Annotated in this window: 19 protein-coding genes; 11 read left to right on the top strand and 8 right to left on the bottom strand. The window is 63.2% G+C overall.

Translation table 11 applies throughout. The features are described 5' to 3' along the window. The first annotated feature begins 70 nt into the window (after positions 1-70). Positions 71-1,489, top strand: a complete 1,419-nt coding sequence (locus HS961_RS13320) for a short-chain fatty acid transporter (protein WP_182322691.1) — start codon at positions 71-73, stop codon at positions 1,487-1,489. 128 nt (positions 1,490-1,617) lie between these two features. After that, positions 1,618-2,355, top strand: coding sequence for a DUF3011 domain-containing protein (locus tag HS961_RS13325; protein ID WP_182322693.1), 738 nt, complete (start codon positions 1,618-1,620; stop codon positions 2,353-2,355). Positions 2,356-2,436: 81 nt separating this feature from the next. On the opposite strand, the gene HS961_RS13330 is transcribed toward HS961_RS13325, so the two are convergent. Next, the gene (locus tag HS961_RS13330) at positions 2,437-3,819 is read right to left on the bottom strand and encodes a glycerate kinase type-2 family protein (protein WP_182322695.1); all 1,383 of its coding nucleotides are present in this window, start codon (positions 3,817-3,819) and stop codon (positions 2,437-2,439) included. A 111-nt stretch (positions 3,820-3,930) separates the two neighbouring features. On the opposite strand from HS961_RS13330, the gene rlmB reads away from it, so the two are divergent. Beyond that, a complete protein-coding gene (gene rlmB, locus HS961_RS13335) occupies positions 3,931-4,692 on the top strand; it encodes a 23S rRNA (guanosine(2251)-2'-O)-methyltransferase RlmB (protein WP_182322697.1) in 762 nt (253 codons plus the stop codon). 124 nt (positions 4,693-4,816) lie between these two features. Here the strand turns inward: rlmB and HS961_RS13340 are convergent, their stop codons facing one another. Continuing rightward, positions 4,817-5,467 (bottom strand): PepSY domain-containing protein, encoded by a 651-nt coding sequence (locus tag HS961_RS13340; protein WP_182322699.1) that lies wholly within the window; start codon positions 5,465-5,467, stop codon positions 4,817-4,819. 140 nt (positions 5,468-5,607) lie between these two features. On the opposite strand from HS961_RS13340, the gene HS961_RS13345 reads away from it, so the two are divergent. Genes HS961_RS13345 through HS961_RS13355 form a run of 3 tightly spaced genes read left to right on the top strand, consistent with a single transcriptional unit; the run spans position 5,608 to position 8,490 of the window. Next, positions 5,608-6,348 (top strand): PepSY domain-containing protein, encoded by a 741-nt coding sequence (locus tag HS961_RS13345; RefSeq protein WP_182322701.1) that lies wholly within the window; start codon positions 5,608-5,610, stop codon positions 6,346-6,348. Between the two features lie 6 nt (positions 6,349-6,354). After that, the gene (locus tag HS961_RS13350; RefSeq protein ID WP_182322703.1) at positions 6,355-7,020 is read left to right on the top strand and encodes a response regulator transcription factor; all 666 of its coding nucleotides are present in this window, start codon (positions 6,355-6,357) and stop codon (positions 7,018-7,020) included. Positions 7,021-7,041: 21 nt separating this feature from the next. After that, entirely contained in the window at positions 7,042-8,490 is a 1,449-nt protein-coding gene (locus tag HS961_RS13355) for a sensor histidine kinase (RefSeq protein ID WP_182322705.1), read from the top strand. Positions 8,491-8,510: 20 nt separating this feature from the next. On the opposite strand, the gene HS961_RS13360 is transcribed toward HS961_RS13355, so the two are convergent. From HS961_RS13360 to HS961_RS13370, 3 genes are read right to left on the bottom strand one after another with little or no spacing between them, the layout of a single operon-like run. After that, the gene (locus HS961_RS13360; RefSeq protein WP_182322708.1) at positions 8,511-8,873 is read right to left on the bottom strand and encodes a DUF1428 domain-containing protein; all 363 of its coding nucleotides are present in this window, start codon (positions 8,871-8,873) and stop codon (positions 8,511-8,513) included. A 42-nt stretch (positions 8,874-8,915) separates the two neighbouring features. Continuing rightward, a complete protein-coding gene (locus HS961_RS13365) occupies positions 8,916-9,383 on the bottom strand; it encodes an SRPBCC family protein (protein WP_182322710.1) in 468 nt (155 codons plus the stop codon). A gap of 42 nt (positions 9,384-9,425) precedes the next feature. After that, on the bottom strand, positions 9,426-9,887 hold the full coding sequence (locus tag HS961_RS13370) for a VOC family protein (RefSeq protein ID WP_182322712.1): 462 nt from the start codon (positions 9,885-9,887) through the stop codon (positions 9,426-9,428). A 185-nt stretch (positions 9,888-10,072) separates the two neighbouring features. Here HS961_RS13370 and HS961_RS13375 point away from each other — a divergent pair, with 185 nt between their 5' ends. Next, positions 10,073-10,846 carry an SIR2 family NAD-dependent protein deacylase gene (locus tag HS961_RS13375; protein ID WP_182322714.1) on the top strand — a complete coding sequence of 258 codons (774 nt, stop codon included), beginning with the start codon at positions 10,073-10,075 and terminating at the stop codon, positions 10,844-10,846. Positions 10,847-10,850: 4 nt separating this feature from the next. Here HS961_RS13375 and HS961_RS13380 read toward each other — a convergent pair whose 3' ends face one another. After that, positions 10,851-11,813, bottom strand: coding sequence for an aldo/keto reductase (locus HS961_RS13380; RefSeq protein WP_182322716.1), 963 nt, complete (start codon positions 11,811-11,813; stop codon positions 10,851-10,853). Between the two features lie 194 nt (positions 11,814-12,007). Here HS961_RS13380 and HS961_RS13385 point away from each other — a divergent pair, with 194 nt between their 5' ends. Together HS961_RS13385 and HS961_RS13390 are read left to right on the top strand one after the other, a co-directional pair. Beyond that, entirely contained in the window at positions 12,008-12,445 is a 438-nt protein-coding gene (locus HS961_RS13385) for a universal stress protein (protein WP_182322718.1), read from the top strand. Between the two features lie 123 nt (positions 12,446-12,568). Further along, positions 12,569-13,318, top strand: a complete 750-nt coding sequence (locus HS961_RS13390) for a 2OG-Fe dioxygenase family protein (protein WP_182322720.1) — start codon at positions 12,569-12,571, stop codon at positions 13,316-13,318. A gap of 86 nt (positions 13,319-13,404) precedes the next feature. Here HS961_RS13390 and HS961_RS13395 read toward each other — a convergent pair whose 3' ends face one another. Further along, positions 13,405-14,391 carry a Bug family tripartite tricarboxylate transporter substrate binding protein gene (locus HS961_RS13395; RefSeq protein ID WP_182322722.1) on the bottom strand — a complete coding sequence of 329 codons (987 nt, stop codon included), beginning with the start codon at positions 14,389-14,391 and terminating at the stop codon, positions 13,405-13,407. 231 nt (positions 14,392-14,622) lie between these two features. Here HS961_RS13395 and HS961_RS13400 point away from each other — a divergent pair, with 231 nt between their 5' ends. Next, complete coding sequence (locus HS961_RS13400) at positions 14,623-15,180, top strand: peroxiredoxin (protein WP_182322723.1); 558 nt, start codon at positions 14,623-14,625, stop codon at positions 15,178-15,180. Positions 15,181-15,234: 54 nt separating this feature from the next. Next, on the top strand, positions 15,235-16,050 hold the full coding sequence (locus HS961_RS13405) for an MlaE family ABC transporter permease (RefSeq protein WP_182322725.1): 816 nt from the start codon (positions 15,235-15,237) through the stop codon (positions 16,048-16,050). 288 nt (positions 16,051-16,338) lie between these two features. Here HS961_RS13405 and HS961_RS13410 read toward each other — a convergent pair whose 3' ends face one another. Then, positions 16,339-16,617, bottom strand: coding sequence for a pyocin activator PrtN family protein (locus HS961_RS13410; protein WP_182322727.1), 279 nt, complete (start codon positions 16,615-16,617; stop codon positions 16,339-16,341). Between the last annotated feature and the right edge of the window lie 34 nt (positions 16,618-16,651).

A 16,651-nucleotide genomic window follows, 5' to 3' on the forward strand; every position in this document is an offset into this window, starting at 1 on the left:
GAAATTGACCTGGGCGCATGAGATGATCGCCGCGCTTTTGATTTACAAAGATTGAGACGGAAAGGCGACTATGTCGGTGCAATTGGAAGAGAGCCGCTCCGCGCGGTTTGCGATGCGGTGTGCGGCCTGGGCGGAGAAGTGGTTTCCTGACTCCTGGGTTTTTGCGGTTGTGGGGATTGCGATTGTGGTGCTGGCTGCGCTGGCGATTGGCGTGCCGGTGCAAGACACCAGCAAGGCCTTTGGCAAGGGCTTTTGGAGCCTGATCCCGTTCACGATGCAAATGGCCTTTGTGGTGATTGGTGGTTATGTGGTGGCCAGCTCCAAGCCGGCATCGCGGCTGATTGAGGCATTGGCCAAGGTGCCAGGCAATGGCCGCAGCGCGGTGGCCTGGGTGGCGCTGATCTCGATGGTCGCATCCTTGCTGAACTGGGGCCTGAGCCTGGTGTTTGGTGGCCTGCTGGTGAAGGCACTGGCCCGCCGTACAGATCTGAAAATGGACTACCGCGCCGCCGGTGCTGCAGCCTACCTGGGTCTGGGCGCTGTCTGGGCGCTGGGCATTTCTTCGTCGGCCGCGCAGCTGCAGGCCAACCCGGCCAGCTTGCCGCCGTCCATTCTGGCGATCACCGGTGTGATTCCTTTTACCGAGACGATTTTTCTGTGGCAATCGGGCGTGATGCTGCTGGTCCTCGTGCTGATCTCGCTGCTGATCGCTTACCTGACTGCGCCCGGCGCATCCAGCGCCAAAGACGCTGCCGCCTGCCAGGTGGACATCAGCGCCGAGGCGCAACCGGTGAGCAAGCCCACCCGCCCCGGTGAATGGCTGGAGCACAGCCCCTTGCTGATCATCTTTCTGGTGCTGCTGGCGGTGGGCTGGATGGTGGAGGAGTTCTCTAGCAAGCCGGCGATCCAGGCGATCTCGGGCCTCAACACCTACAACCTGATTTTCCTGATGGTCGGTGCCTTGCTGCACTGGCGCCCGCGTAGCTTTCTGGATGCGGTCGCCCGTGCCGTGCCCACTACCACCGGCGTGCTGATCCAGTTCCCGCTGTATGGCTCGATTGCTGCGATCATGACCGAGGTCAGGGGCGTCGATGGCCACACCATTGCGCACTACATCTCGACCTTCTTCACGCAGATCGCCACGCATGACACCTATGCGCTGCTGATGGGCGTGTACTCGGCCATCCTGGGCTTCTTCATCCCGTCAGGCGGCGGCAAGTGGATCATCGAGGCGCCGTATGTGATGCAGGTGGCCAACGACCTGCAGTACCACCTGGGCTGGGCCGTGCAGATTTATAACGCTGCCGAGGCCCTGCCAAATCTGATCAACCCGTTCTACATGCTGCCGCTGTTGGGTGTGTTGGGCTTGAAGGCGCGGGATCTCATCGGCTTCACCTTTCTGCAGCTGCTGGTGCATATCCCCGTGGTGCTGTTCCTGCTGTGGTTCCTGGGGCAGACCTTGGCGTACACGCCGCCTGTGATGCCATAAGCAGAGACATATTGCTATCCGCCTGGGCGAGCTGCGGCTCGCCTTTTTTGCTGAATTTGCTTACAAAATCAGCGCTGATTTCAGGTTAACCTTGGCCCCCATTCAGGACCATAACGAGGAGAGAGCACATGCTGAATAAACCATGGAGCGGCGCAGCAATGGGCGCCATCGCGCTGGCACTGGCGGCCATCGCCCCGGCGGCCCAGGCCCAGTACGGAAGCAATACCGAGGTGCTGTGCGAGAGCAATGACGGCCGCACGCAGGAGTGCCGCACACCCTTCCGCGATCCAGTGATCAGCCAAACCTTGTCCAGCGCTGCCTGCGTGGAGGGCCGCAGCTGGGGCCGCCGTGGCGGCGGTGTGGTCTGGGTGACGGACGGCTGCCGCGCCCGTTTTACCGATAGCCGTGGTGGTGGCGGTTGGGGCGGCGGCGGTGGTGGCAGCAACAACCAGCTGGTGCGCTGCGAAAGCAATGATGAACGTATGCGTGAATGCGCCATTCCGCGTGGCGCCCGGGTCGAGGTCGCCCGCCAGCTCTCCGACTCTCGCTGCGACGAGGGCCGCACCTGGGGCCAGCGCGGCGATATGGTCTGGGTGAGCCGTGGCTGCCGTGCCGATTTTGCCATCAGCAGCGGGTATGGCGGTGGCCGTCCCAGCCCTGGCTATGGCCAAGGCCGCGAGCTGACCTGCAGCAGCGATGACCGCCGCGACAACAGCTGCGACTGGAATGCGCGCTGGGGCCGTCCGGTGCTGCTGGAGCAACTCTCCAGCGATAGCTGCCGTGAGGGCTATACCTGGGGCTATGACGATCGTGCACGCCGCATCTGGGTCACGCGCGGTTGCCGTGGGCGGTTTGGCAGCCGCTGATTTAGCGGCCCGGCGATCCGACAAAGACAGTGCAAAGCGGCCAGTTCAAGCTGGCCGCTTTTTCATGACCGACTGAATAAGCTAAAGAATGAGCAGGGCCCTGAAGTCGTTCACATTGGTATGCGTGGGCCCCGTCACTACCAGATCACCCAGCGGCCCAAAAAAGCCATAGCTGTCATTGCGGTCCTGGTAGGCCGCTGGCTTGTACTGCAGGGCGGCGGCACGTGCCAAAGTGTCTGGCGTGACGACGGCACCGGCGTTGTCCTCTACGCCATCAATGCCGTCGGTATCGGCCGCCAGCGCCCATACACCTGGCACGGCTTGTAGTGCCTGTGCCAAACCCAGGCAGAACTCACCGGCGCGCCCACCCCGGCCCCGTTCGATGCCCTCGGCCAGCTTGCGCACCGTTACGGTGGTCTCGCCACCCGACAAAATCACACAGGGCCGGGCAAATGGCTGGCCATGCAGGGCCACAGCGCGGGCCAAGGCAGCGTGCACCTTGGCCACTTCGCGCGATTCGCCCTCCATCTCATCGCTGAGTACATGGCAGGCAATGCCGGCATCGCGCGCGGCAGCGGCAGCCGCTTGCAGTGACTGCTGCGGGGTGGCGATCAGCTGCACCTGGTGGCCGGCAAAGCGCGGGTCACCGGGCTTGGGCGTCTCCAGCGCGCCGCTGTGCAGCGCTGCACGCACGGAGTCTGGCACCGCAATGCCGTAGCGCTCCAAAATCGCCAGCGCATCGGCGCAGGTGCTGGGGTCCGGCACCGTCGGGCCGCTGGCGATGACGGCTGGCGAATCACCCGGCACATCGCTGATCAGCAGGCTCACGACCTGCGCTGGGTGGCAGGCGGCCCCGAGGCGCCCACCCTTGATGCGCGAGAGGTGCTTGCGTACGCAGTTCATCTCGCCAATATGGGCGCCGCTCTCCAGCAATTCGCGGTTGATGCGCTGCTTGTCGGCCAAGCTGAGGCCCTCGGCCGGAAGGGTCAGCAAGGCGGAGCCGCCGCCTGAGATCAGGCAAATGACCAGGTCGTCGGCCGTCAGCCCTGCGGTCAGGGCCAGCATGCGCTCCGCCGCTTGCAGGCCGGCGGCGTCCGGTACGGGGTGAGCGGCTTCCACCACCTCAATGCGCTGGGCCAGGCCCGGCGGGCGGGGTGGAATATGCCCATAGCGGGTAACCACCAGACCGGATATCGGCGCTTGCAGGGGCCAAAGCTGCTCCAGCGCTTGCGCCATCGCCGCGCCGGCTTTGCCAGCGCCTACCACCAAGGTGCGGCCCTTGGGAACCGCCGGCAAATGCTTGCGCAGGCCTTCCAGCGGCAGCGCATCGCGCACTGCTACCCGGTACAGGTGCTGCAAAAACAGCAGGGGCTGCAAATGAGGCTCAGGTACGGGCGGCGCATCGTCGCTGCCATGCACATCGATCAGGTGGGCCGCAAAGGCCGCGGAAGCGGTAGAGGTCATGGGCAATGAGCGTCGCAAATATAAAAAGGTTTTCCAAGGCGCGGCTTTCGCCCTTGCGGTCGATTGTCGCTGCGCCCCCGGGGTATGGGCAAGCAGCGATAATGCTGCCCTATGTCATCCCCCAAAGTGTTGTTCGGCTTTCATGCCGTTGGTGTGCGCATGAAGACTGCGCCCAAATCGATTATCGAAGTCTATTTCGAGACCACGCGCCGCGACGCGCGTATGCGTCAGTTCCTGGAGCGCGCCCAAGAGGCGGGTGTGCGCCTGATTGAGGCGGATGCCCCGCGCATCGCCAAGCTGGCGGGCTCGCATGGCCACCAAGGTGTGGCGGCCCGTGTCGAAGAGATCAGGGATACCCGTACCCTGGATGAGCTGCTCGACGACCTGGAAGAAGCCGGTGTCGCATCGCCGCTGCTGCTGGTGCTCGACGGCGTGACCGACCCGCACAACCTCGGTGCCTGCCTGCGTGTGGCCGATGGCGCCGGTGTCCATGCGGTGATCGCTCCGAAGGACCATGCCGTGGGCATCAATGCCACGGTGGCCAAGGTGGCCAGTGGTGCGGCCGAGACGGTGCCGTACTTTATGGTGACCAACCTGGCACGCACCTTGAAGGAGCTCAAGGCGCGCAACATCTGGGTCATCGGCACCAGCGACGATGCCCCCAACACCGTGTACGAGGTCGACCTGAAGGGCCCCGTGGCCTTGGTGCTGGGCGCTGAGGGCGATGGCATGCGCCAGCTCACCCGCAAAACCTGCGACGAGCTGATCGGCATCCCGATGATGGGGGCGGTTTCGAGCCTCAACGTGTCAGTGGCCAGCGGCGTGTGTTTGTATGAAGCGCTGCGCCAGCGCACGCCGCCCAAAGTGGCTTAAACCTTCCCGCTAGACCCCCAAGCTCAACCCCGTTGGGTTTGGCGCCCATGCAAAAAAGGCTGAACCCCACCGGGCTCAGCCTTATGCTTTTAATCAGGCCGCCGTGGCGAACCGGGTGGCCGACTTAGTCGTCCAGCTTTTCACGCAGCACCGCGCCGGTTTCGGGGTGGATCTTCAGGTCCACGCGGAAACCCTGGGCATTGATCGCATCGGCTTCCCAGATGCCGTCATCCAGCTCCAGGTCATGGATATGGGTGTAGCCTGCTTGGGTCAGCAGCTGGTGGATTTGCACTGCGCTCAAGATCGCGTTGCCTGCACCGGCGCCTGGGGTGGGGGCGGGTTGGCCGGGCTGGGACAGCAGCTCCAGGCTCACCGGGTGCAGCACCAGCTTTTGCTTGATGCCGTTGGCACCGCGCACCTTGGCTTCCCAAAAGCCGTCGTCAAATTCCACTTCCTTGATCTGGCCATAGCCCATGGCCTGCAGCTTGGCAGTGACCTGGCTGGCGCCAGGGTGGGTGGTACCCAGCTCGGCCTTGCGCAGCGCAACCAGGCTGCCGTCAGCGTCGTTGACCAGAACATAGGCGCGGCTGCCGTCTTGCTGGGTGGCCTTGGCCGTCCAGTAGCCGTATTGCTTTTCCAGATCTTGCGCGGCAACCAGGCCACTGGCGTGGATGCTGTTGAGCACTTCCTGGGCGTTGTAGGCCTGGGCGGCAAATGGCAGGCTGGCAGCGACGCTGGCGGCACCCAGGATCCAGGCGATGGTGGTCTTCTTCATGGTTCAATCCCTTCAATGTTGTGGCATGCAAACCAGCCGGTGCTGATTCGTCATGGACTGAAGTATTGAAAAACCGGCCTAAACGTACTGTGAAGCGACCGTTCATGGTCTGTTTAATGACGCTTGTCATAATGCCTGCCATGGCGCAAATTCAACCCCGCTTTTCTCGCATTGCTGCATGGTCCCTGGTCGGCGCCTTGCTGCTGGTCGGCACCGGCCAGGCGGCCGAGCATGATGCCGTGCGGGCGGCGGTGGCCACCGGCCAGTACAAGCCGCTGTCGGCCATTCTGAGCGAGATCGCCGCAACCCAGTCCGGACGCGTAGTCGATGTCGAGACCAAACGCGGCCCCAAGGGTGAGCTGCGCTACGAGGTCAAACTGGTGGACAACCAGGGCCTCAAGCAAGAGCTGCTGATTGACGCGGCGACGGGCCAGACGGTGCAGCGCGTGGCCAAGGACCGCTCGCAGGCGCTGGGCATGGCCGAGCTGGCCCAGTACCTGGCCAAACTGGCGCAGCAACACGCCAGCCGCATCACCGATGTGGAGTTTGAACGCGACAACCAGGGCCGGGGCGTGTATGAAATCAAACTGAGCGCAGACCAGCAGGGCTACCGCAAGCTGGTGATGGATGCCGCCACCGGCCAGGTGCTGCCGTCTGCCCCAATCAAGGGCCGCAACCCGGCACCGCTCAAGCGGGTGGACGAGGTGTTGCAGGCACTGGCGCCGCGTTTTCCGGGCCAGGTGCTGGAGGTGGAGCTGGAACACGACGAGAGCCAGGCGTCTTATTACGAAATCGAGTTGTTGCAAAGCAATGGCAGCACCTTGGAGCTGAAGGTGGATGCCCGCAGCCTGCAGGTGCTTAAACAAAAAGTCGAGGATTAAGGGCCGATGCGAATTCTGGTGGTTGAAGACGATGCCGAGCTGGCCGCGCAAATGGAGCAGGCGCTGGTGCGTGCCGGTTTTTCGGTCGATGTGGAGGCCGATGGCGATGCGGCATCGTTTGCGGGCAGCACCGAGCAGTACGATGCCGCCGTGCTGGACTTGGGCTTGCCCCAGCGCGACGGGCTGACGGTGCTGCGCGACTGGCGCGAGGCCGGCTGCCAGTGGCCGGTGCTGATCCTGACCGCGCGCAACCGCTGGAGCGACAAGGTCGCCGGCTTTGGCGCCGGTGCCGACGACTACCTGACCAAGCCCTTTATGCTGGACGAGGTGGTGCTGCGCCTGCGCGCCATGCTGCGCCGCACCGCCGGCAGTGCCGCCACCGTGCTGCGCGCTGGCTGCCTGGAATACGATGTGACCGCAGGCCGCTTTTCGCAGGATGGGCAGGGGCTGCAGCTGACGGCGCAGGAGCACAAGATTCTGGCCTACCTGATGCACCACCCCAACCGTGTGCTCTCGCGCACCGAGATCAGCGAACATGTCTATGCCCGCGATCTGGACCCGGACTCCAACACCCTCGATGTGCTGATTGGCCGCATACGGCGCAAGCTGCAGCAGTCGGATCTGTTGGTGACCGAGCGGGGCCAGGGCTTCCGCCTCAACGCGCCCGGCTAGCGCCGCTATTAACCCAGCGCCATGGCCTTACTCCTCAGCCCTGCCTCTGCGCGGATGCCCACGCGGCGCTGGTCGCTGGCCGCGCGCATCGCTGCCTTGGTGATCGGGCCCAGCTTGCTGGTGATGGTGCTGGGCGGTTGGTGGCTGCGCTATGAGGTGCATGCCAGCTTGCTGGGCAGCATGTCTCGCACCTTGGAGGAAAAGTCCGAGCGCATCAACGCCAGGCTGGCGCTGCTACCCGATGGCCGGGTGCAGGAGACCGCTGGCGGGAGTGACGAGTTCAGCGCGATTTTCTCGGGCTGGTACTGGCAGCTCCAGGGCCAGGCCGCTGCGCAACTGCGCACCGCTGCCACCCCGCTGGTGCTGGCCCGCTCACGCTCGCTGTGGGACCAGCCGGATCTGGTTATCAGCCCCGGCACCCTGTGGGGCAGCGAACGGCTACAGCAGGCGGTGGGCCCGCAAAAGGAGCCGCTCTTGGTGCAGCATTTTGCGGTGCAGCTGAGTGCAGGTGCGGCACCGATGTACCTGCAGGTCTATGGGCCGGCGCAACCGCTGATGGCCAGCTTGCGCAGAATCGACCAGATTCTCGCCATCACCTGCGCCATGCTGCTGCTGGTCATGGGGGCCTTGGTATGGCTGCAACTGCGGGTAGGGCTGGCGCCGCTCAAGCGCTTGGTGGATGTGATCGCTAGCCTGGGCAAGCCGGTGCCAGGGGCGGCGCCCGCCACCGAACAGATTGCGCAACTGCCACTGGGCGCAGACTTGCAGCCCTTGCAGCAGGAATTGGCTGCCTTGTTGGCGCGCAATACCCAGGTGGTGGAGCGCTCACGCTCGCACGCGGCCGACCTGAACCATGCGCTGAAAAAACCCTTGTCGCTGCTGATGGCCCATGCGGGCAGTGGCGATGCGCTGCCGGCTGCCATGGTGCTGCAGCAAACCACGGCCATGGCGCGGCTGATTGACCGCTACCAGGCCCGTACCTTCAGCGACGCGACCCTGGTGCATGGCACAAGTGCTGGCCTCCCAGTCGATGTGCTGGCCTGCGCACAGCAGATGCTGGCGATGCTGCGACAGCTGCACCAGGCCAGCGACCTGGACTGGCAACTGGTGGACGCGGGCAGCCCGCTGTGGTGGCGGGGCGAGCGGGCCGATCTGGAAGAGTTGCTGGGCAATCTTTTGGACAACGCCGGCAAATGGGCGGCGTCCCAGGTGCGCTTGACGGTGCGGGGCAACGCAGCCCAAGGCCTGATGCTGCTGGTGGAAGACGATGGCCCGGGCATGACCGACGCGCAAATGCAGGCGGCCGGCGAACGGGGCAAACGCTTTGATGAATCGGTCGCTGGCACCGGCTTGGGCCTGTCGATTGCGCAGCACATTGTGCAGGGTTACGACGGCCAACTGCAGCTGCGCAAAAGCGAGGCCTTGAAAGGCTTGATGGTGCGCGTCGACATGGCCGGGGTGCTGGCCTGATCGTAGGACTGTTGGGATGCTCAGCCGCCCAGCCGCACCACCGGCGTAAAGCCACCAAAAATCATGCGTTTGCCATCAAAAGGCATATTGGCCGGCTGCATATCTGCCAGCCGTGGATCCGCCATGACCGCGGCATTGATACGGTCGCGCTCGGCGCGCGAGGTGTAGACAATCCAGGAAAAGCAGGCGACCTCATCGGACTGCAGCTTGACGGCCATCGGGAAGGACGTGTGTTCACCGTCCGGCACATCGTCGCCCACACATTCCCAGTACTGCAGCGCGCCATACTCCATCCAGACCTTGCCGGCGGCCTCGGCCATGGTTCGGTAGGCATCCAGATTGGCAAGGGGCACGGGGATTACAAATCCATCGACATAGGGCATGGCGGTCTCCTGAGCGCCAGCGGCGCTGCTCTAAACAAAGGGCTACAGCGTGGCAGCCAGGGCCTCCAGCTGGTCGGTGCTTATGCCCCAGCCAGTGTGGAAGCCCATGGCCTCATGCTGTTTGCGGGTCTCCTCGCTCCAATGCCGCACGGTGGCGGTATAGCGGGTCTGGTCCCCTTCGGGCTCAAACGCGATGATGGCCGTCATGAAGGGCTTGGCGCTGGGCACCCAGCCAGCGGTATAGGCATCGGTAAACACCAGCTTGCGGTTGGGCACCACCTCTAGGTACACCCCCGCATTGGGGTACTGGTTGCCCTGCGGGTCGCACATCACAATCTGGCTGCCGCCGCCGACGCGCACATCCACCTCGGCGCTGGCAATCGTCCAGGGCTTGGGCACAAACCACTGAGTGAGCAGGGCCGGCTCGGTCCAGCAGCGGAAGAGGGTGGCCGCTGGGGCGTTGATCAAGCGGTTGAGCACAAGATCCTGGGGATGGGGCTGTACAGACATGGTGGGCGGCTCAGAAGCTAGGTTGTAGGGTTGCGGAATAGGTCAGGCGGCAGGTTGTTGCGTTTGCGCATTCACCATCCAGGGGATACCAAAGCGGTCGGTCACCATGCCAAAGCCGGGCGACCAGAAGGTGGCTGCGAAGGGCATGCTGACCTGGCCGCCTTCGGCCAAGCCGGCAAACACCCGCTCGCCGTCGGCGGCGGAATCCACGCCGATCGATACCCACATCCCTTGGGGCTTGAGGTAGCCACCGCCACAGCTCTCGGCGCTGACGCCGGGCAGGGCAGGCAGCGTGTCGGAGGCCATGATGGCCTGGCTGCCCACTTGCAGATGGGCATGCATCAGGCGCGATTGCGCCTCGGGGGGCAGCGGCGGCATGCCTTCGCTGGGGGGCATATCGCTAAAGCGCATTTGGTGGGTGATCTGGCCGCCAAACAGCTGGGCGTAGAAGGCCATGGCTTCCGCGCATTGGCCATCAAAATTCAGATAGGGGATGAACTGCATCTGTGTCTCCTGATCGTGGGTCAGCCATTCTGGGCTTGGCCCGGTGCGGCTGTCCATCTCCAAATCGTGATGACGGTGTCTGAATGTAAACCTCATGGGCATTGCGCTGCGCAGGCATGCCGGACTGGGGTGGCAATGCTTCAGTCCTGCCGTATGCTGGGCGCCTGCCTTTCACCGCTTTATATATGCCTCTTGATTCCTTGCATGCACCCGCTGATCCCTACAGCACCGATCCAGACATCGCCAGCCTGCGCCGGCGCTTGCAGGCTGCGCGCCATGTGCTGGTGTTGACAGGGGCTGGGGCCAGTGCCGAATCTGGCGTGCCGACGTTTAGGGACGCGCAAACTGGCTACTGGGCGCAGTTTAGCCCCGAGGAGATGGCGAGCGAGGCCGGGTTTTTGGCCCATCCGCAGCGGGTATGGGACTGGTACCAGTACCGCCGCGATCTGATCCGCCAGGTGCAGCCCAATGCCGGCCATGTGGCGCTGGCGCAATGGCAGGGCCGCAACCCGGGCCGAATGACACTGGTCACCCAGAATGTGGATGGCCTGCACCAGCGCGCTGGCAGTGCGCCGGTGCTGTGCCTGCATGGCAACCTGATGGAGAACCGCTGGCTGCTGCCGCCCAAACCCTGCTGCGATGCCCGCTTTACCGAAGGCGATGCACCGCCCCAGTGCCCCGGTTGCGGCAACTACCTGCGCCCCGGCGTGGTCTGGTTTGGCGAGGCCTTGCCCCATGCGGAGCTGCAGCAGGCCCAGGATGCGGCCAAGGCCTGTGACCTGATGCTGGTGATCGGCACCTCCGGCCATGTGTATCCTGCGGCTGGCTTGGCCCATATTGCTGCCCGGGGCGGCGCGCATGTGGTGGTCATCAACCCCGAGCCGACGGTGCTGGACAGCGTGGCCGACCAGTGCTGGCGCCTGCCATCGGCGCAGATCTTGCCGGCCTTGCTGGCCTAGTTTTTTAAGTCTCAGCGCTGGCGGTGTTGAGCGTGGCCATCGCATCGGCATCCAGCTGCAACTGGCTGGCGCGGATAAGGGACTGCAGCTGCTCCAGATTGCTGGCGCTGGCAATGGGCGAGGCAATGCCAGGCTGGCGCATCACCCAGGCCACAGCCACCTCGCCCAAGGGGGCCTCCAGGCGGTTGCTAACTTGCTCCAGCGCGGCCAGAATGCGCAGGCCCCGGTCGTTCAGATAGAGCTGGGTGGTTTTGGCGCCGCGCGGGCTTTTGCGAGCATCGTCGGCAGTGCGGTATTTTCCAGTCAAAAAGCCGGCAGCCAGGCTGTAGAAGTTGATGACGCCGACGCCGCGCTCCACGCACAGCGGCTGTAGTTCTTGCTCGAACACGGCCCGGTCATACAGGTTGTAGAGCGGCTGCAGGCTCTCGTAACGGGCCAGGCCATGCTGCTCGCTTATGTTCAGCGCTTCGGCCAGGCGGGCGGCACTGTAGTTGCTGGCGCCAACTGCCCGTACCTTGCCCTCGGCAATCAGCTCGCCAAAGGTGCCCATTACATCGGCCAACGGCACTTGCGGGTCGTCGTCATGCGACTGGTAAAGGTCGATGTAGTCGGTCTGCAGGCGCTGCAACGAGGCATCAACTGCCTGGCGAATATATTCCGGCCGCAGGCCGACCTTGCCATCGCCCATGTCCTTGCCGACCTTGGTGGCCAGCACCACTTGTGCGCGTTTGCCGGAGCTGCGCAGCCATTGGCCCAACACCCGCTCAGATTCGCCACCGCTGTGGCCGGGCGCCCAACGCGAATACACATCGGCGGTATCGACAAAGTTCATGCCGGCATCCAACCAGGCATCGAGCAGGCGAAAACTCATCGCCTCGTCGGCCGTCCAGCCAAATACATTGCCGCCCAGGCACAGGGGCGAGACTTGCAGGGAGGATCGGCCAAGAGAACGCAGGGGTGTAGTCATAGTTGGTGCAAGCGTGGAGGCCCCGCAGGGCGGAGCAAACATTATGCGACCCGGCTTGCAGCTATGCCATCGTTGATGCAGCGCAAACGGCTCGCAATCGTCACATGCGGGCCAGTGGCCCAGTCCCTGGACAGTTTGCCGGGCCATGCGTTTTAGAGTAAGTTATGTAGGCAACAACAAAAAGGAGTGACGCCATGTTTAAACATATTCTGGTTCCGGTCGATGGTTCAGCCACCTCCATGCTCGCGGTCAGCAAGGCCGCAGGCCTCGCCAAGGCCTTTGGCAGCCAGGTCACCGCTGTCTATGTGATCGATCCCTATCCCTTCACCGGTGTGGGCGCCGATTTTGCCTATGGCCAGGCGCAGTACCTGTCTGCCGCCACTGCCGATGCGCACACGGCCCTAGATGCGGTGAAAACCGCGATGGAGCAGGCGGGCATCGCCGTCGATGCCGTCATGGGTGAGGGCCACTCCGTGCATGACGGCGTGATGGAGGCCGTCAAAACCACGGGTGCTGACCTGATTGTGATGGGCTCGCATGGCCGCAAAGGCTTGGAAAAGCTGGTGCTGGGCAGCGTCACGCAGCGAGTGTTGAGCGACAGCACGATCCCTGTGCTCGTCGTCCGCCAATAAAACCTGCTCGCCGCGTTTTATACGCGGCGAGTCCCCTCCCTCCACCCAGCGTGCTGCCCAATCTTGTGCAGCACGCAATGCTTTTGCAGCCGCCGTAAGCTCGCCCGCTTGACGGAGATTTTGATGCAGTCCTTTCCCCCTCCTTATTGCGATGCCGACCAAGTGGACGGCACCTTGCGTGCTTATGGCTATGCGGTGCTGAGCCCGGCAGCGGTGGCCCAGTGGGCGGGTAGCCCACCGGCAGAGATGGCAGCGCTCGGCAGCCATTGGGAGGGCATGCCGCATGATGCGTACCTCAAAGATGGCGGCCGCTACCGCAAGCGCCGCCATTCCTGTTATGTGGTGCACGATGGCCAGGTGGAGGCTGTGGCCCACCGTGCCCACTGGCAACCGGTGGAGTACAACGCCTTGCATGGCGGCATGCAGCGCTGGTTTGAGCCGGTCGAAGCCGCTTCCAAAAACCTGCCCGCCTGGAACCACATCCTGCAGGCGCTGGGGCGCACGGCACAGGCGCTGTTTGCCAGCGATAGCGCTGAGCCCTGGTACACCGAAGCCCACCAGTTCCGCATTGACACGGCCGAAGGCATTGGCCGGCCCACACCCGAGGGCGCGCACCGCGATGGTGTGGACCTGGTCGCCGTGTTCCTGGTGGCGCGCGAAGGCATCAAAGGCGGCGAAACCCGGGTGTTTGATGCCCAAGGGCCGCAAGGCCTGCGCTTTACCTTGACGGAGCCCTGGTCGCTGATGCTGCTGGACGATGCCCGCATGATCCATGAGAGCACGCCGATCCAGCCGCTGGGCGAAGCCGCAGGCCACCGCGATACCTTGGTGGTCACCTTGCGCCGGCAAGCGTTTCAGGGCGACGGCGTTTAGGCCGCGCCATACCAGCAGCCCACGATGGGGCGGTCACAAAAAAGGGCACCTCATGAGGTGCCCTTGTCGTATCCAAGCCTTGCGGCTTACTGGATGGTCGCGCCGGAGGCTTCAACAATCGCCTTGGCGTCCTGGAAGTCCTTGTGGAAGAATTTGTCAAAGTCGGACGAGGACATGGCTTGTGGCTCGGCGCCTTGGGCCAGGATGGCGTCCTGCACTTCCTTCATGCCCAGCAGCTTGTTGACTTCGGTGTTGAGCTTGCTGACGATGGGCGTGGGCAGGTTCTTGGGGCCGAACAGGCCGTACCAGGTGCTCACGTCAAAGCCCTTCATACCCAGCTCGGCGACAGTGGGAACATCCGGCAACGAGGTGCTGCGCTTGGCGGAGGTAACAGCCAGCGGGCGCAGCTTGCCGGCCTTGATCTGGCCAATGGCCGAGGGCACCGAAGACACCAGCAGATCGACATTGCCGGACAGGGTATCGAGCAGCGCGGGGTTGGAGCCCTTGTAAGGCACGTGGGTCAGCTTCACGCCTGCGGCTTTTTCAAACAGCACGCCCGCGATATGGATGCTGGTGCCGTTGCCGGGCGATCCGTAGGTGATCTTGCCGGGATCGGCTTTGGCCGCAGCAATCACATCGCTCAAGGTCTTGTACTTGCTGTTTTCTGCAGTGGCGATGATCACCGGCGAATAGGCAATATGGGCAATCGGGGTCAGGTCCTTGGCGGGGTTCCAGGGCAGGCCCTTGTACAGGTAGTAGCCCAGAACCACATTGTCCTTTTGGCCCATCACGATGTCATAACCGGTGGGCTGGGCCTTGGCCACTTCGCTGATGCCGATGGTGCCGCCAGCGCCGGCGCGGTTGTCTGCGACCACCGTCCAGTGGTTTTGCTCGTTCAGCTTTTGCGCAATGATGCGCGAAAGAATATCGGTGCCACCGCCTGGCGGGAACGGCACTACCATGCGCACCGGCTTGCTGCCGGGGTAATCGGTGGCCGGGCCTTGCGCCATGGCGCCAGAAGCCATTCCCACCGTGAGGGCCACGGCGGTGCATTGCAAAATCTGTTTCATCATTTTTTTGTCTCCTTGAGGGTCACACCTTCGCATGGCTTGTGCATGGCGGGCAGGGTGGGTAGTTGCATAAACAGCCAAAGGGGTGATGATGTATGCCATCACGCCAGGTGGCATATTCTAGAGGCTGTGGTGCGGAGTGATGTGGCGCAAGCGTGTTGCAGTATGCAAAACAGGGCTAGGCACAAATGCCCAGCCTCCAGGCGTGTGTAGATGACAACAGAAGGATCGACAATGAAAGCAAAACTCGTTGGGGCTTTGGCCTCGGTGGTCATGGGCTGTGCGGCCTTGGTAAGCATGCCCAGTCATGCGGCGCTGGCCGTTGGTGCGCAGGCGCCGCTGTTCAGCACGCAATCGGCCTTGGCCGGCAAGGTGCAGCGCTTTGACATGGCCGAGGCCCTGAAGCGCGGGCCCGTCGTGCTGTATTTCTTCCCCAAGGCCTTCAGCCAGGGCTGCACGATTGAAGCGCATGCATTTGCGGAAGCCACCCCAAGCTTTGCCGCATCTGGCGCGCAGGTGGTCGGTATCTCGCATGACGACATCGCGACGATGCAGCGCTTCTCCAGCGAAGCCTGCCGCGACCAGTTCAGTGTTGCCTCCGACCCCGATGCCAAGGCCATCAAGGCCTATGACGCTGGTTCTGCCGCGCGGCCCGGCACGGCATCGCGCATCTCGTATGTGATCGCGCCGGATGGCAAGGTGATCTATGCCCATGAAGGCAGCGATCCGATGGAGCATGTGCAGCAAACCTTGAAGGCGGTGCAGGCCTGGAAGGCGCGCCAGAAGTCCTAAACCGCTGACCCGCGTCAGGTCAGTCGGTTGGCGCCGATGACCTATGATGCGCGGATGCTGGCAAGTCTGCTCCAACCCCAATGGCCCCACCAGGCATGGCGCACCGCGCGCCGCTGGGCGGTGGCCTGGTGGCGCATTTTCTACCTGGGTGCCGTTGTGTTGGTGATGCTGATGTCGCCCAGCAGCTACGGCCCGCAAACCCGCGCGCGGCTGATGCGCCGCATGTATGTGGACACAGCGCCCATTCTGCTGGGTTTTACCGCGCTCGCTGCCTTGCTGTGCCTGGTGGTGGCGCGGATCGTTTTTGTCACTGCCACCAGCTATGGCCTGTCCCGGGTGGCTGTCGAGATGGTCATTCGCGTCTTGGTGCTGGAGCTGATCCCGCTGACGGCAGCATTGTTTGTAGCCATGCGCTGCTCCATCCCGGCTGGAGCATCGCTCACCAAGATGCGCGAGTCCGGGCATTTTGAGCGCCTGCGCCAGCATGGGTATGACCCCGTTCGCACGGAGATGCTGCCCCTGGTGGTGGCCAGCATGTATGCCTCGATCACCCTGGCCGCATTGTCTTGCGTGGTGTCCCTGGTCATGGTTTATTTCAGCGTCTATGGGCTGAGCTGGGTGGGGCTGGAGCTGTATACGCGTATGTTTGCCAGCGTGTTCACCCCCATGGTGACTTGGCTGTTTGGGCTGAAAACGCTGTTGTTTGGCTTGGCGGTTGCGCTGATACCCACGGCGTCGGCCATGTACCGCCCCTATGGCATGCGCCAGGACGAAACCCTCGGACCCACCTCGGACCTGAGTGGCCTGGCGCGCATGTTTGCAGTGCTGGTGCTGATTGAGGTGGCGTCGCTTCTGGGGAATTACTACTAGCGTGTGCACGGGAGGTGACACTGGTGGCTCAGGACGCAGGCTTTTGTGATGCCGGTTGGCGCCTTGGTTGCGCAAGATTTAAAATACCCGATTGCCTGCACGCGCTATCCCCGCCAGTGCAGGCCTCCCTTTCTCGGGCCAGCCCTTGGCCGCGCTACCACCATGACTGAATCTCACACCCACAGCCCTTGGCGCATGTCCGTTGCGCCGATGATGGATCGGACAGATGAAAGCAAAAAATCCCCATAAGTACAAAGACTTATGGGGATTCTCTTTTTGCATGTTGCTTTATTGTTGCACCCGTTCGCCATTTAGTTGCTTCGATTCCTTAACGCCGGCTGCGCGTTGAGCGTCAATGTAGGTGGCTAAATCAGTGAGATGGACCCCCTTGGCCCCCTTTTGAGAGTTGGGCTCGATGCGGGTGAGGGGGAGACGAATTTCGCCCGTTGCGATCTTGCGCAGGAACTTTTGCGTTCCCAAATGTGGGAAGTAGTCCTTGACCACCTGATCGAGCGGAATCACCGCCATGGCGTTGTACTGAGCCATGAGCAGAAATGCCGTGTTCATTTGGATGCCTCCATGCAAAAAAAGAACCCCGCTC

Source organism: Comamonas piscis (assembly GCF_014109725.1).
Lineage (GTDB): Bacteria > Pseudomonadota > Gammaproteobacteria > Burkholderiales > Burkholderiaceae_C > Comamonas > Comamonas piscis.

Coding starts and splice junctions, on each gene's coding strand:
- HS961_RS13320 (WP_182322691.1), top strand. CDS start 71: ATGTCGGTGCAATTGGAAGAGAGCCGCTCCGCGCGGTTTGCGATGCGG.
- HS961_RS13325 (WP_182322693.1), top strand. CDS start 1,618: ATGCTGAATAAACCATGGAGCGGCGCAGCAATGGGCGCCATCGCGCTG.
- HS961_RS13330 (WP_182322695.1), bottom strand. CDS start 3,819: ATGACCTCTACCGCTTCCGCGGCCTTTGCGGCCCACCTGATCGATGTG.
- rlmB (WP_182322697.1), top strand. CDS start 3,931: ATGTCATCCCCCAAAGTGTTGTTCGGCTTTCATGCCGTTGGTGTGCGC.
- HS961_RS13340 (WP_182322699.1), bottom strand. CDS start 5,467: ATGAAGAAGACCACCATCGCCTGGATCCTGGGTGCCGCCAGCGTCGCT.
- HS961_RS13345 (WP_182322701.1), top strand. CDS start 5,608: ATGGCGCAAATTCAACCCCGCTTTTCTCGCATTGCTGCATGGTCCCTG.
- HS961_RS13350 (WP_182322703.1), top strand. CDS start 6,355: ATGCGAATTCTGGTGGTTGAAGACGATGCCGAGCTGGCCGCGCAAATG.
- HS961_RS13355 (WP_182322705.1), top strand. CDS start 7,042: ATGGCCTTACTCCTCAGCCCTGCCTCTGCGCGGATGCCCACGCGGCGC.
- HS961_RS13360 (WP_182322708.1), bottom strand. CDS start 8,873: ATGCCCTATGTCGATGGATTTGTAATCCCCGTGCCCCTTGCCAATCTG.
- HS961_RS13365 (WP_182322710.1), bottom strand. CDS start 9,383: ATGTCTGTACAGCCCCATCCCCAGGATCTTGTGCTCAACCGCTTGATC.
- HS961_RS13370 (WP_182322712.1), bottom strand. CDS start 9,887: ATGCAGTTCATCCCCTATCTGAATTTTGATGGCCAATGCGCGGAAGCC.
- HS961_RS13375 (WP_182322714.1), top strand. CDS start 10,073: ATGCCTCTTGATTCCTTGCATGCACCCGCTGATCCCTACAGCACCGAT.
- HS961_RS13380 (WP_182322716.1), bottom strand. CDS start 11,813: ATGACTACACCCCTGCGTTCTCTTGGCCGATCCTCCCTGCAAGTCTCG.
- HS961_RS13385 (WP_182322718.1), top strand. CDS start 12,008: ATGTTTAAACATATTCTGGTTCCGGTCGATGGTTCAGCCACCTCCATG.
- HS961_RS13390 (WP_182322720.1), top strand. CDS start 12,569: ATGCAGTCCTTTCCCCCTCCTTATTGCGATGCCGACCAAGTGGACGGC.
- HS961_RS13395 (WP_182322722.1), bottom strand. CDS start 14,391: ATGATGAAACAGATTTTGCAATGCACCGCCGTGGCCCTCACGGTGGGA.
- HS961_RS13400 (WP_182322723.1), top strand. CDS start 14,623: ATGAAAGCAAAACTCGTTGGGGCTTTGGCCTCGGTGGTCATGGGCTGT.
- HS961_RS13405 (WP_182322725.1), top strand. CDS start 15,235: ATGCTGGCAAGTCTGCTCCAACCCCAATGGCCCCACCAGGCATGGCGC.
- HS961_RS13410 (WP_182322727.1), bottom strand. CDS start 16,617: ATGAACACGGCATTTCTGCTCATGGCTCAGTACAACGCCATGGCGGTG.